Annotated in this window: 12 protein-coding genes; 5 read left to right on the forward strand and 7 right to left on the reverse strand. The window is 66.3% G+C overall.

Features of this window, described 5'->3' with window-relative positions:
• Positions 1 to 142: 142 nt before the first annotated feature.
• Positions 143 to 643 (reverse strand): ParB/RepB/Spo0J family partition protein, encoded by a 501-nt coding sequence (locus tag ACTOXK_RS07945; protein ID WP_482277658.1) that lies wholly within the window; start codon positions 641 to 643, stop codon positions 143 to 145.
• A gap of 337 nt (positions 644 to 980) precedes the next feature.
• On the opposite strand from ACTOXK_RS07945, the gene ACTOXK_RS07950 reads away from it, so the two are divergent.
• Positions 981 to 1,988: an Abi family protein gene (locus ACTOXK_RS07950; protein WP_482277659.1), complete on the forward strand. Its 1,008-nt coding sequence runs from the start codon at positions 981 to 983 to the stop codon at positions 1,986 to 1,988.
• Positions 1,989 to 2,067: 79 nt separating this feature from the next.
• Here ACTOXK_RS07950 and ACTOXK_RS07955 read toward each other — a convergent pair whose 3' ends face one another.
• Positions 2,068 to 2,277: a hypothetical protein gene (locus ACTOXK_RS07955; RefSeq protein ID WP_482277660.1), complete on the reverse strand. Its 210-nt coding sequence runs from the start codon at positions 2,275 to 2,277 to the stop codon at positions 2,068 to 2,070.
• Between the two features lie 158 nt (positions 2,278 to 2,435).
• On the opposite strand from ACTOXK_RS07955, the gene ACTOXK_RS07960 reads away from it, so the two are divergent.
• Positions 2,436 to 3,182 (forward strand): nitroreductase family protein, encoded by a 747-nt coding sequence (locus ACTOXK_RS07960; protein WP_482277661.1) that lies wholly within the window; start codon positions 2,436 to 2,438, stop codon positions 3,180 to 3,182.
• Positions 3,183 to 3,299: 117 nt separating this feature from the next.
• Here ACTOXK_RS07960 and ACTOXK_RS07965 read toward each other — a convergent pair whose 3' ends face one another.
• On the reverse strand, positions 3,300 to 4,121 hold the full coding sequence (locus ACTOXK_RS07965) for an SDR family NAD(P)-dependent oxidoreductase (RefSeq protein WP_482279892.1): 822 nt from the start codon (positions 4,119 to 4,121) through the stop codon (positions 3,300 to 3,302).
• Between the two features lie 190 nt (positions 4,122 to 4,311).
• Between ACTOXK_RS07965 and ACTOXK_RS07970 the strand changes: the two genes are divergently transcribed.
• Together ACTOXK_RS07970 and ACTOXK_RS07975 are read left to right on the forward strand one after the other, a co-directional pair.
• Entirely contained in the window at positions 4,312 to 5,016 is a 705-nt protein-coding gene (locus ACTOXK_RS07970; protein WP_482277663.1) for an HAD family hydrolase, read from the forward strand.
• 2 nt (positions 5,017 to 5,018) lie between these two features.
• Positions 5,019 to 5,504, forward strand: coding sequence for a VanZ family protein (locus ACTOXK_RS07975; protein ID WP_482277664.1), 486 nt, complete (start codon positions 5,019 to 5,021; stop codon positions 5,502 to 5,504).
• Between the two features lie 13 nt (positions 5,505 to 5,517).
• Here the strand turns inward: ACTOXK_RS07975 and galE are convergent, their stop codons facing one another.
• From galE to ACTOXK_RS07995, 4 genes are all read right to left on the reverse strand, one after another.
• A complete protein-coding gene (gene galE / locus ACTOXK_RS07980; RefSeq protein ID WP_482277665.1) occupies positions 5,518 to 6,690 on the reverse strand; it encodes a UDP-glucose 4-epimerase GalE in 1,173 nt (390 codons plus the stop codon).
• Positions 6,691 to 6,803: 113 nt separating this feature from the next.
• Positions 6,804 to 7,523: a TorD/DmsD family molecular chaperone gene (locus tag ACTOXK_RS07985; RefSeq protein WP_482277666.1), complete on the reverse strand. Its 720-nt coding sequence runs from the start codon at positions 7,521 to 7,523 to the stop codon at positions 6,804 to 6,806.
• A gap of 68 nt (positions 7,524 to 7,591) precedes the next feature.
• Complete coding sequence (locus ACTOXK_RS07990; protein ID WP_482277667.1) at positions 7,592 to 8,230, reverse strand: 4Fe-4S dicluster domain-containing protein; 639 nt, start codon at positions 8,228 to 8,230, stop codon at positions 7,592 to 7,594.
• 10 nt (positions 8,231 to 8,240) lie between these two features.
• On the reverse strand, positions 8,241 to 10,916 hold the full coding sequence (locus ACTOXK_RS07995) for a molybdopterin-dependent oxidoreductase (RefSeq protein ID WP_482277668.1): 2,676 nt from the start codon (positions 10,914 to 10,916) through the stop codon (positions 8,241 to 8,243).
• A 283-nt stretch (positions 10,917 to 11,199) separates the two neighbouring features.
• On the opposite strand from ACTOXK_RS07995, the gene ACTOXK_RS08000 reads away from it, so the two are divergent.
• Positions 11,200 to 12,669, forward strand: a complete 1,470-nt coding sequence (locus ACTOXK_RS08000) for a helix-turn-helix transcriptional regulator (protein WP_482277669.1) — start codon at positions 11,200 to 11,202, stop codon at positions 12,667 to 12,669.
• Positions 12,670 to 12,766 lie beyond the last annotated feature (97 nt).

Here is a 12,766-nt window from a genome sequence, read left to right on the forward strand (position 1 = left end):
ATGCGCCTCGCCAACTCCGCAACGCTGATGCGTTGCTTTTGGCGCGAAAACTCCAAGGCCGCCAGAATACGGTCTCCTGAGGCATGAAAAAGCCCTCCAACCCGAAGGCCGGAGGGCTCGCCCCTCGAAGAGGCCAGGAGGTCTAAGCGGCCTCCGGGAGGGTCTGCAAATCGGCCCCGGTCAGGATGCCTGCTGCGGCTTGCGGCTGCAGCTGCTCGATGTCTCCGCCGAGGGCGTTCAGGTGGTGGCGTATCATCACCCGGCTGTCGCCCATGACGAGCATCGCGATATTGTCGAAGCGAACCGGCATGTCCATGGCGTCCTCGTGCTCGGCGAACCATGCGAGGGCGATCATCTCGCGGCGGTGGTTGTTCTCCGCGTTGAGGATCTGCGCGATGCGCGCGTCGTCCCAGCCGTCCATCACATGGGCGTCGGCCTCGTCGAGCCTGAGCGATCTCATGGCGGCGGTGCAGCGGTGCCCCGCGACGAGCTGGTAGGTCTCGCCGTCAGCCACCACGATGAGCGGCGTGATCTGGCCGTTCACCTCGATGCTGCGGGCGAGCCCGGACACGTCGCCCAGCTCCTTGCGGTTCTGGTAGCTGCTCTCGACGCATTGGGAGAGCGGGATTCTTGTCGTTTCCATCTTCGACCTCCTTGTCGGTTCGGCCCGCCCCTCTGGGCGGGCCTTGTGGCCCGTGCATCGGACGGGGTTCGGGCGGCGCGCAAGGGGGAAATGCGAAACCCGGAGGGCTTGAGTTTTCGGGAGGGCTTGGAAGGGGGCATACGCCTGCGGAAAAGTTTTCGCGGCCCTTGCGCGGCGCTCGGTTCGCGGCCGAGCATGCGGGCATAAAGGCCGCCGGGGGCTCGGGGCCGTGCGCGGGGAGGTCGGATGACGATGAGGGTGCCGCCTCGTTGCGCCGATGCTCTGCTTTCGGGAACGCATGGTTTCCGGGCGATGACGGCTCGCGTAGAATGGGGCTATGGAAGAAACGGAAAAGACATGCGCCGCTTGGGGCCTGGACGACGGCGTGCACGAGGCGCAAGGTTTGAAGCCCATGCTGACGCCGGAAGGGCAGGTCGAACTGCTGAAGGACAAGGGCGTCACGTTCGATCGCTGCACCGAGGAGCAGGCCATCGAGGCGTTGGCGGGCAGGGACACGTTCCTGCACATCGCAGCATTCAGGAAGATGTTCCAGCGCCATACGGACGGCGACAGCGCCGGAAAGTACGTGAGCCTCGATTTTGCTGACCTGCTGAACATGGACGAACTCGATGCCGAAGTGCGCAGTTGCTTTCTGCTTGTCTCGCAGGACATAGAGCGGATCGTGAAGACGAGGCTGATCGAGCGCATATCGCTCATGCCAGGAGAGGACGGATACGGCATCCTCGCGGACTTCATGCAATCGCAGGTGAAGGGTTACCGCGTGAGCATCGAGCGGAACCTCAAGGGTCGCATCGGCAAGCACGGCTCCGCCGACGAGTACACAGGGGCGCTCATAGCGCACTGCAGCGAAGCGATGCCCATATGGGTATTCTTGGAGGTCGTACCGTTTGGCACCCTGCTGGCCTTCTGCCTCTTCTGCGCATCACGGTGGGACGATCGCTCGATGAGGATGCGCCACAGCATGCTGACAGAGGTGAAGGCGGTGAGGAACTGCTGCTCCCACGGTACATGCCTCATAAACGGGCTGGCAGAGGGCAAGTCCTCCGAATACGAGACGCCGCACCTGGTGATAGAGTGGCTTGCGGAACACGGTTTCAAGAGCGGCAAGTCGAGGCGCGCCAAGATGGGCAACCGCCGGACCCAGCAGCTCGTGACTTGCCTCGCTGCGCTGGACGGCGTGAGGAATGGTGCGTCGCCCTCGACCGTCGAGGCGCTTGTGCAGCTCGGGGGAGCGTTGCGCGACAGGGCCGAGCGCTACGGCCAGGAAAACAGCTTCGTGTCGTACCTGTCATTTATCGCCAAGGCGATTGACAGCACGAGCTGAGTTTGGGATTATAGTCGCACGTGAAAAACCCTCGGGGTTTTGTAAGGGCCGGTCCTGCTGGGACTGGCTCTAGTTTTATCTAGGCCTCTTCTAGAACCCCATCGAGGTTCGCCGCGCAGGCTTCGACGATGCATCGCACGGCGGTCAGCTCGGACGCGGTCACCTTCTGGTTGTCGGCCTTGTCCTCAAGCATGGCAAGGAGCGATGCCGCGCCCTCCAGCTTCTCGGGGGACTGCACCGTAACGTTGACGAGCTCCTTCGGCGGGGCGTATCCTGCGCTTGCTGCCATAGGGGCCACCTTTCCCTTGCGAGGAATAAGGACGATGGTAGCCCATGTGCCTGCGCAATGCGGAATGAAAACGGTTGAGCGGCCCGTGGCCCCTCGAAGATGCCGCCGCGCACCACTGTGCTATCCTTGACCGCACAGCTTAGCGAAAGGACAGACCCATGGTCAGCAGGTACACCGACAATCTCTCCACCACAGACTTCCTCGGCTTTTCCGCGGGCCAGCTCACGCCGATGCAGGCCATCGAGGCACGTCATTCGGTGCGCAGCTATACCGACGAGCCCCTCGATGAGGCGGCTGTCGAAACGCTGCGCGAGGCCATCGCCTCAGTGAACGAGGAAACGAACCTGAATATCCAACTGGTGCTGAACGAGCTGCGGGCCTTCGCGGGGTTCAAGGCGCGGCTCGTGAACTTCACGGGCGTGCGCAACTACCTGGCGCTGGTAGGACCCGAGTGCAAGGAGCTCGACGGCATTCTGGGGTACTACGGCGAGAAGTTGGTACTTCTGACCCAGTCGCTCGGCCTGAACAGCTGCTGGGTGGGCGGTACCTACAAGGTGGTGAACCGTGCCTACAACGTGGACCTGGGGCAGAAGCTGGCCGCCGTGGTGGCGCTCGGCTATGGGGCTACGCAAGGCGTGCCCCACAAGTCCAAGGCGCCCCAGGAGGTGGCGCCGGGCTACGACGACTCCCCCGACTGGTTTCAGCGCGGGGTGGATGCGGCCCTGCTGGCACCCACGGCGCTGAACCAGCAGAAGTTCTCCTTTGCCCTGTCGGGCCTTGAAGACGGCCTGCCGGTGGTGCGGGCGGCGACGCGGCGCGGGCCGTTCACGCAGATGGACTTGGGCATTGCCCAGTGTCACTTCGAGATCGGCGCTGGGAGCGCTGACTATCGCTGGGCCGACTAGGGGCCGGCGGGGCTTCCGCCGCCACTTCCCATCGGCTGCATTTTCGGCCCCTCGGCGGCGCGGAGCGCGACCTACTTCCAGAGGAGCTGGGGCGGGGAGCCGTTCAAGTCTCTCCGCCTAGAGGCGCCGCAGGAGATTCCACCCCGCCATGGTGATGCAGCTGGGCACGACTTTCCCGATGAGGCGCAGGGCGGCTGCCTGAGGGCTCGCGCAGGTGACGGCGAGATGGGCGCGGTTGGCGCCGAGGGCGCGGCGCACCACGGTATCGGCGTCCTGCTCGCCGAGGAGGTGCCCCACATCGCTGCCGCCGCCCGAGGCCCGGGCCACTTTCTCGAACCCTGTTTTCACCCAGGTGGGGCACAGGGCGGTGACGGTGATGCCCGTGCCGTGCAGTTCCCAGCGCAGCGCCCGGGTGTAGTGGAGGACGAAGGCCTTGGTGGCCGCGTAGACGTTGAGGTGGGGCAGGGGCGCGAAGGCGGCCGCCGAGGCCACCTGGATGATGCGGCCGCCGCGATCCATGAAGGGGAGTGCCGCACGGGTGACGTCCACCAGGGCGCGGCAGTTCAGGTCGATCATGGCGTTCACGGCATGATCGGGGATGGTCTGCCAGTCGCCGAACTTGCCGAAGCCAGCGGCGTTCACGAGGAAGGTGACCCGGGGCCGCTCGGCAGCCAGAAGAGTGCGCAGGTGCGCTATGGCCTCCGGATCGATGAGGTCGGCGGCGATGGGCCGGGCCGGCGTGTCCAGGGAGGCGGCCACGGCGGCGAGGGTCGTTTGGTCTCGGGCCACGAGCCACAGCTCGTCGGCCACTTGCAGGCCGTCCAGCTGGCGGGCGAACTCCCGGCCGAGGCCGGAGGAGGCGCCCGTGATGAGGGCGACGCGCTTGGGAGCGGCTGGTGTGGTCGGTGCGGGGGAGTGTTCTGATTTCAAGGATTCCATTGGGCCCCTTCCCTTCGTCAGTGGATGGACTCACGCTACCAGCCGAGGCGGCTTGGAGCCACGGGGCTGGGGCAACCGTTACAATTATGTGGCCCCGATAACAGTTTGGAGGGCGCGGTGGAGGCCTCGGCTCGTTCGTGGTTTCCTAGGGAGGACGACTGCACAACCCCATGCAAAGGAGCCCGTTCCCATGGCTGCTGAAGAAGCGAAGGCTCCGGCCCTCGAGCCGCCCTTCGACACGTTCATATTCGATTTGGACGGTACGCTGCTGGACACCCTGGACGATCTAGTGGTGCTCACCAACGACGTGCTCGCCGAGTTCGGTCTGCCCCAGCACACCCGCGAGGAGATCAATTCCTACGTGGGCAATGGCGCGGCGGCCCTGATTTACCAGGCGGTGCCCGAGGGCACGCCGCAAGCGGTGGCCGACGGGTGTCTGAACCGATGGCGCGAGGCCTACGACACCTACCCCAACGACCTCACAAAGCCCTACCCCGGCGTTGTCGCTCTGCTGGCTGCGCTGCGCGAGCATGGCTGCAAGCTGGGGATTCTCTCGAACAAGTTCGACCGGGGCGTTACCTTTATCGTGGACAAGTGCCTGCCGGGCATGGTGGACGCGGCCCATGGGGAGGGCGGTGTGCGGAACTTCCCGCGCAAGCCCGCACCGGAGGGCTTGCTGGCCACCATCGAAGAGCTGGGCAGCGATCCTGCGCGCACGGTGTACGTGGGGGATTCGCCGGGAGATATTCATGTGGCCCGCAACGCCGGGTGCTATGCCGTGGGCGTGGCCTGGGGCTATCATGATCCGGCCGACTTCGCTGCCGCCGGCTGGGAGCCCGACCGGCTGGTGACCGAGCCTGGGCAGATTGCCGCGCTGGCTCCGGGGGTCGCGTAGTCGTGACGGCACGGGCGAAACTCACCCTCTCCTGGGTGCTCGTCGCTCTGTGGGCGGCGTTCATCTTCTTCATGTCGGCCCATACCGGCAGCGATTTCTCTGGCACGGGCCCCTTGGCTGTGGTCAAGGGCTGGCTCGTGAGCCTGGTGGCTCCGGTGTTCGGGGAAGATTCCGACATCGTGAACGTAGTGGCGCACTTCTGCGAGTATCTCGTATTCGGGGTGCTGCTGTTTCGGGCCGTGGGGCTGACGGCTCCGGGTCGTTCCCGCTGGTGGGCGGCTCTGGTGGCCGTGGCTCTGGCCAGCACTTACGGCGTTGCCGACGAGCTGCACCAGGCCTTCGTGCCCGGGCGCCTGTGCGACCCGGCCGATTGGCTGACCGACACCCTGGGAGCCGCTTTGGGCGTGGCTTCGGCGCTGGCCTTTGCTCGCGGCCGCGCAGGACAAAAAAGAGGGACGGCCGAGGGCCGTCCCGATGGGGTGCGATAAGGGGCTTCGGCTCTTAGGCGGCATCCCCGTAGCCGTCGGGGTTCTGGGACTGCCAGCGCCAGCCGTCGGCGCACATGCGGGCCATGTCGTACTCAGCCACCCAGCCCAGCTCGTCGCGGGCCTTGGAGGCATCGGCGTAGCATGCGGCGATATCGCCGGGGCGTCGGGCCATGATGCGGTAGGGAATTTCGTGGCCGCAGGCCTTCTCGAAGGCATGGATGACGTCGAGCACCGAGGAGCCGGTTCCCGTGCCGAGGTTGAAGATGCCCACGCCGCGACGGCTGCCGTCGGCCGCCGGCTCGCCGGCCACAGAACCCACGCCCATGGCCTCGCCTGTGCCCACACGTCCAGCCATCCAGTCCAGGGCGGCGACATGGCCCCGGGCCAGATCGACCACGTGGATGTAGTCGCGCACGCCGGTGCCGTCAGGGGTGGGGTAGTCGTCGCCGAACACGCCCACGGATTCCAGCTTGCCTACGGCCACCTGGGCCACGTAGGGCAGCAGGTTGTTCGGAATGCCCTTGGGATCCTCGCCGATGCGGCCGCTCTCGTGGGCGCCGATGGGGTTGAAGTAGCGCAGAAGCACGATATTCCACTCGTTGTCGCCCGTGTACAGGTCGGACAGGATCTGCTCGAGCATGGACTTGGTCCAGCCGTAGGGGTTGGTGGCATCGTGTTTCGGGCAGCTCTCGGTGATGGGGATGAACTCCGGCTCGCCGTACACCGTGGCGCTCGACGAGAACACGATGTTCTTGCAGCCGTGCTCACGGGCCACGTCGGCCAGCACGAGGGTGCCCGTGATGTTGTTCCAGTAGTACTCCAGCGGCTTGGCCACGCTCTCGCCCACGGCCTTGAAGCCGGCGAAGTGGATGATGACGTCCACGGGATGGGCCGCGAAGATGGCTTCCAGGGCCGCGCGGTCGAGAATGCTCGCCTCGTAGAACGTGAGGGAGGGCCCAGGGGTGTTGGCGACGGCGGCCTCATCGGCGAACACGGGGGCAATGCCGGTGATCTCCCCCACGCGACGCACGGCCTCGTGGCTGGAGTTGCTCAGGTCGTCCACGATGACGACCGAGTAGCCTTGCTCCAGCAGTTCCACGACTGTGTGGCTGCCGATGAACCCGGCTCCTCCCGTCACCAGGACGCAGGTATCAGCGGGGTCTTTTGCAAGTAGGGCATTGGCCATGGGAACCTTCTTTCTCGCGCTGAAGCGCCGGGCGCTTCCTTCGTATGATCGCCATGGTATCAGGAGCGAGGGGACGCCGGGTCGTTTTCAAGGGAAAAGCGCGAGGAGGGGGCTCAGGCGACCTCTGTTGCCGGCGCGCCTGCCGCATCGGCCAACGAAGCGAGAAGGGAACGGTCGGCCGTGGCGAAGGTCTCGATCACGGCCGCCGTTTCACGGTAGAAGAGGCCGCGAACGGTTTGGGAGAGTTTCGTGTGGAAGGGGCCGATCCAGCGCAGGAGGTGCTCGTCGAGGAATTGGACGGAGCTGCGGGCCGCCGATAGGGCCTCCCCCGTCTCCCCGCGCTCCCACGCCTCGGTCATGCGCTCGCCGAGGGCGGCGAGGAAATCCAACTCCAGGGCCAGGCTGTCGTCGGCCTCATGGGGGTAGGTGCGGGGAATGAGCTGGTGGGCGACGTAGGCGCGCCGCACCGCGAGGGTAGAGGCCTGGAACAGGGTTTGGTCGCCGTTCCCGTAGACCGATTCCCAGGGCGGGGCGGCGAGGGGGCCGGGGCCGACGAAGAGCGGGCAGAATGCTCCGGCGACCTGGCGGAGCGCCTCCTCGTCGGTGAGCAGGTCGTCGGCGGCCCGCTGCCACGCGGCCATGGCGGCGCGGCCCGGGGCGGCGAGGGATTCGTCGGCGGCGTTCCAGAAGCCGTCGAACACCGCGGCGGTCGAGGGGTCGGCCACGGCGCGGACGAAGGCCTCGTCGGGCTCGACAGCGAAGGGGGTGCGCAGCAGCTGGTACACCGCTGCCCGGGCCGGCAGCAGCAGCGCGAAGGGAGAGGGAGTGGCCATGGGGTCTCGTTTCTCGGGGAGGGGGCCGAGGGCCGGAGCCGAACACGCTTTGGCCCCCGGTGGGAGGGTTACACGGTTTCGGAGATCAGTTCCTGCTCGGCGTTGAGCACGATGCCCTCCAGGGCTCCGTCGGGATTCATGCGGGAGGGCGTGAACACCACACAGGGGCCCGTCGCCGTGTCGTCGGGAATGGGGGCGATGCTCGCGCGGTCGCCGTAGGTGGCCCTCAGCTCGTCGATGTCGCCGTAGTCGAGGCAGCGCATGGAGCAGGCGGCGACACAGTAGGGACGCTCGCCCTGCTCGAGGAGATCCATGCAGAAATCGCACTTGCGGGCCGTGCCCGTGGCCTCGCTGACGTAGGAAGCGCCGTAGGGGCAGGCCGCCGCGCAGCTGCCGCAGCCGATGCAGACGCTGTCGTCGCGCCAGACGATGCCGTCCTCTTCCCGCTTGTGGATGGCCCCGGCGGGGCAGGCGTCCCGGCAGGCAGGGGCAGCGCAGTGGTTGCAGGCGATGGATACCGAATAGGCGAAGAAGTTCGACGGCTCGCAGGCCCCGGTCTCGTCCACGGTCCAGTCGCAGTTGGCGTAGTCGTACACGCGGCGGAACTTCTCGCCGAGGGGAAGGTCGTTCTTGTCCTTGCAAGCGATGACGCAGGCCTTGCAGCCGATGCAGATATCGGCGTTATGGTGGAATCCGAGTTGTCCCATGGGGCACCTCCTAGGGCAGATCGACCGCAAGGGGAGCGCGCCGGTAGTCGGGCAGGAGCTCCTCTCCGGTGTAGGGCTCGATTTTCAGCAGGTTCGTGTTGTAGCACTGGTAGCCGTCGCCGAGCAGCTCGCTGCGGCAGAGGGTGTTGGCGTTGGCGCCGATATCGATGCCGGAGGCCGGATCGATGGAGCGCCAGTTGCCCTGACCCAGTATGACGACGCCGGGCATGAGGTGGGGCACCGGGTTCACGCGCCGGGCGATGCGGCCGCCCTCGGCGGTGCTGACCAGCGCCCAGTCGCCCTTCCCGAGGCCCTCGGCCCGGGCGTCGGCGGCGTTCATGAGCAGGTCGTTGGCGAACACCTCGTCAAGCTGCTTCACGTTGGCGAAGGAGCTGTGGGAATGGCGGATGATGTGGGCGGTGATGAGCTGGTAGCGGTACTCGCCGCCGGCCCGGGCCTCTTCGGCCCCCTCGGGCGAGGGCTTGTACTTGGGCAGGGCGTCGATGTCGTTGAAGCAGGCCCGGTCGTAGTAATCCTTGAGCGACTGGCAGTAGATCTCGTACTTGCCGGAGGTGGTCTCCACGGGGTTTGCCACGGGGTCGGCGATGAACCCCTGATGGAAGATGTTCATGAAGTGGTCGCCGTCCTCGCGCGGGAGCTGGTAGCCGCCCTGGGCGATGAAGTCATCCAGGGGAATGAGCCCCTCGGTGGGCTCGCCTTCCACCCCGTAGGCGTCGATCTGCTCCTGGGTGATGGTGACGAGGGGCGCCCGGGAACCGTCCTCCTGGAGAATGGTGGCGCCGAGGATCTTGGTGAACTCCGCCTGCTTCAAGGTCATGCGGGGCACGACATCCTCCCCGATACCGAGCTCGTCGCACAGGAGGAAGAAGATCTCGGCATCGGACTTCGATTCAAAGTAGGGCTCGATGACCCGGCGGCCGACGAGGGCCATCTCCGCCGGGGCCAGGAAGTTGCAGCAGCAGAGCTCCTCTTCAAGGGTGGAGGTCACGGGCAGCAGGATGTCGGCGTACTGGGCGTCGGGCACGAGGTAGCGATCTTGGACGAGCACGAATTCCACGGTCTCCTTGCGGAAGGCCGGCTCGACGTAGATGCCGCCGGACTGTTGGGAGGCGGGCTGGTGGATGGTATCGCGGACGATGCAGCGAATGTCGCAGGGCTTGGTTTCTCCGCGGGGCCCGGGCACGGCGTAGGCCCCGTCCACCACGGCCTTGAACGTCTCGGTGAAGGGGATGCCGTACTCCTCTTCGGGATCGAAGGCGCCGTTCTGCACCTTGCTGCCCGCCCGGGGCTCGGTGCACAGGGGGTTCGGCGGATATTTGTAGCCGCTGGACCCGAAGGACACCATGGCCACGCCGCCCGGGGTGCCGAGCTGGCTGTTGGGGTTCGAGGCGCCGGCCGAGATTTCCGCGCCCAGCACGCCCACGTTGCCGGTCATCCAGCCCACGGTGAAGAAGAGCTGGGCGTAGCGGTTGCCGTAGTAGGTGCGGGCCGGGGCGCCGGAGGACTTCCAGGCCATGGGCTTGGTGCTGGAGATTTCCCGGGCGAAACGCTTGATAGTCTCCACGGGCGTGCCGCAGATGGCGCTCGCGTACTCGGGCGTCTTGGGAATGCCGTCGTAGGTGCCGAGGATGTAGTCCTTGAAGTTCTCGTCCAGTTTTGCGTCGGGCGGCATGTGGTCGGCGTCGAAGCCCAGGCAATAGGTGTCCAGGAACTCCTGGTCCTGCCAGTCGTTGACGATCATCTCGTAGGCGAGGGCCTCCAGCAGAGCGCCGTCCGTGCCCGGGCGACAGGGTATCCACTCGTCGCCGATGGCCTGGGCCGACTGGTGCAGGAAGGGGTCGACGAAGATGACCTTGGCGCCGCTGGCCTTCTTGGCGTTGAGGAAGTGCCACATATTGCCCCCGCTGGCGGTCCAGGCGGGGTTCGTTCCCCAGAACACGATGAGCTTCGCATGGCGCAGGGCCATGCGGTCCTGGGCGTCGGCGACCCCGGAGGACCAGGCGCCCCGCATGTTGCGGGCCACGACGGGGAAGCCGCCCTGGGATGCCTGGCCCCAGGTGGTCAGACAGCCGCCGAGTGCGTTCAGGATGGGACTGCCGACCAGGCCGCCGGACAGCTTCGGATCCAGCTCGCCGAGGGCGAGGAAGGCGCGGTTGCCGTAGGTGTCTCGGATGCGGACCAGCTCCGAGGCGATGGTGCGGATGGCCTCGTCCCAGCTGATGCGCTCCCACTCGTCGGCTCCGCGCAGGTGGGCGTTGACCTCGGTGCCGCCAGGCGACCAGTGCTTGCGCTTCATGGGGTACTTGAGCCGCTCCACCCCGGTTACGATGCGGCGCGTGCTCATGCCCTTGATGCAGGGGTGCAGCTGCGGAAAATCGGGGCTGTCCTCATGGGTGTTGCCGGTCCCCTGGCGCATGATGATGCCGTCAACCACATAGGCTTGGTTGTGGCATCGATAGGCGCACGTCGGTGTGGTGCAGTTGAAGGTGATCCATTCGCCTCCCTCCAGGGCCTCGAGGGTGGGGGAGGCCTCGTCGGTTTCCCGAAGGGATTGGTCGCACCCGGAAAGGGCTGCGGCCGATGCCGCTCCCAGGGCCGCCGCGGCTTGCAGGAATTGGCGGCGATCCAGGGGTGGGGTCGTTGCGTGCTCCGACACGATTGTCACGTCCTCTCTGTTCTCCTTGCTTTGAACGGGCCCCCTTACCTTAGGGTGCGAGCGGCTGGAATGCTGCCAATAAAAGGGCCCAAGTGCGGCCAAACCGTGTAACTAAAACGCCGTAATTTGTCTTTGCCCTGCAAAATGGCGGTGAAAACCGCTGGCATGGAACTGAGGGCTTCCCCCATAATTGGACGTAGATCAAACAAGCGGGCGCCGCGGGGCGCAGTCGGGAAGCGTTCGGCAGCTAGCTCGGCCGTGCCCGCGCCGGTCACGGGAGCGAGGGGATTCAATGGGCGAAGAGAAGAGCGGGATGTCGTTGGCGGCCTTTTCCCTCGGCTTCGGCTGCATGCGGGCGTGGGCGCTGATGTTCCTTGCGAGCAGCGGGGTGACCCAGCCCTTCTCTCTGGCGGTTTCAGGCAGCATGCTGGCCGTTTTCATCCCCGTGCTGTCGGCGGCTCTGGCCGTCCTCATGGGGATGTCGCTGCGCCGCCCGCTGCGCCTGCTGTCCCGCCGCGCCGTCGTGGCCGGCGCTTCGGCCCTCGCCGTCGGCACGGTCCTGCTTCGCTTCGCCGGGGCGGCGGTACTGCCCGTGGCCGACGGTCTGTGCGCCCTGGGCTTCGGGCTCGTCCTCATGCAGTGGGGCGACGTGAGCAGCCGCATGACGGAGAAGCGGCTCATGGCTGCCCTCAGCATCGGCTTCGCCATGGCGGCGCTCCTCTGCTTCTTCTTGGGATTCCTTCCGACTGGGTTGGCGGACGCGGCCCTCGTCGCGCTCGGCTTCGCCTCGGGTTTCGCGCTGTTGTTCGTGAAGGGCGAGGAGACCGACGGGACAGCGACGGCGCCGACGGGAAGCAAGGGCGCTGGGCCCGATGGCGGCGGGGTTCTGGGCTGCCCAGCGGGGCTCAAGCGGCGCGGGGCGAACGCCCTTGTCCGGCTATGCGCGGCCATGTTCATCATGGAACTCGTTGCCCGCAGCGCGCTTATGCTGTCGGGGGAGTACTTTGCGAGCACCTCGTCGCTCTCCTCGTCCTTCGAGCTGGCGCGCCTGGTGGGCACGGTCGTGGCGGCTGTGGCCTTCGCCGCCGTGGGCGCCTGGGCCCGGGAGCCCCTGCGGGTTCTCTATCGGCTCACCCCGCTGCTACTCGTGTGCTCCTGCCTGTTCTTGCTCTTCGAGCACTGGGGCATTCCCTTCGTGACCTACGCCATCGCCTTCTCGGCGGGGGCCTGGCTGGAAATCGTCTTCTGGATCTTTTTCAGCCATTCCCACCGTCGACTCGACTACCCCGCCTCCTTCGTGTGGGGCGCGGGCCGCGTAGCGTTTTGGGTGAGCACCCTGGTGGGCCTCACGTTCTGGGCCTGCCAGGGAGAGCTGTTCGGCGGCAGCCTCGTGACCCAGGGCGGCGTGGTGACGACCCTCGTCATTGTGATGGCCCTGCTGACCATGGTGGTGTACCTGCTGGTTCTGCCAGAGGAAATCGTGAAGACCATCGGACTGTTTGGTCAGGAGGACCGGGCTCCTCAGCCGCCGAATACCGTCGAGCAGGCGGTGGAGGTGCTGGCTGAGGAGAGCGGCCTGTCGAAGCGTGAGCGCGAGGTGCTGGGGCTGCTGGCCCGGGGGCGCAGCACGGCTTACATTCAAAACCAGCTGTTCATCTCGTCGGGGACGGTCTGCTCCCACCGTGATCGCATTTACCGGAAGCTCGACGTGCATTCCAAACAGGAGCTGCTGGATCTGATCGACGAGCAATTGGGGTCGTGAGGTCGCCCCTGATTGATCGTCGCGGCCCGCTCGCCCCACGGAAGGTCGTCTGCCGATCTGCGGGGGCGGCTGCGGTCGAAGGCGTATAATGGGCCGG

It is taken from the genome of Adlercreutzia sp. (assembly GCF_056795635.1).

Coding starts and splice junctions, on each gene's coding strand:
- ACTOXK_RS07985 (WP_482277666.1), bottom strand. CDS start 7,523: ATGGCCACTCCCTCTCCCTTCGCGCTGCTGCTGCCGGCCCGGGCAGCG.
- ACTOXK_RS07945 (WP_482277658.1), bottom strand. CDS start 643: ATGGAAACGACAAGAATCCCGCTCTCCCAATGCGTCGAGAGCAGCTAC.
- ACTOXK_RS07960 (WP_482277661.1), top strand. CDS start 2,436: ATGGTCAGCAGGTACACCGACAATCTCTCCACCACAGACTTCCTCGGC.
- ACTOXK_RS07970 (WP_482277663.1), top strand. CDS start 4,312: ATGGCTGCTGAAGAAGCGAAGGCTCCGGCCCTCGAGCCGCCCTTCGAC.
- ACTOXK_RS07950 (WP_482277659.1), top strand. CDS start 981: ATGGAAGAAACGGAAAAGACATGCGCCGCTTGGGGCCTGGACGACGGC.
- galE (WP_482277665.1), bottom strand. CDS start 6,690: ATGGCCAATGCCCTACTTGCAAAAGACCCCGCTGATACCTGCGTCCTG.
- ACTOXK_RS08000 (WP_482277669.1), top strand. CDS start 11,200: ATGGGCGAAGAGAAGAGCGGGATGTCGTTGGCGGCCTTTTCCCTCGGC.
- ACTOXK_RS07955 (WP_482277660.1), bottom strand. CDS start 2,277: ATGGCAGCAAGCGCAGGATACGCCCCGCCGAAGGAGCTCGTCAACGTT.
- ACTOXK_RS07990 (WP_482277667.1), bottom strand. CDS start 8,230: ATGGGACAACTCGGATTCCACCATAACGCCGATATCTGCATCGGCTGC.
- ACTOXK_RS07965 (WP_482279892.1), bottom strand. CDS start 4,121: ATGGAATCCTTGAAATCAGAACACTCCCCCGCACCGACCACACCAGCC.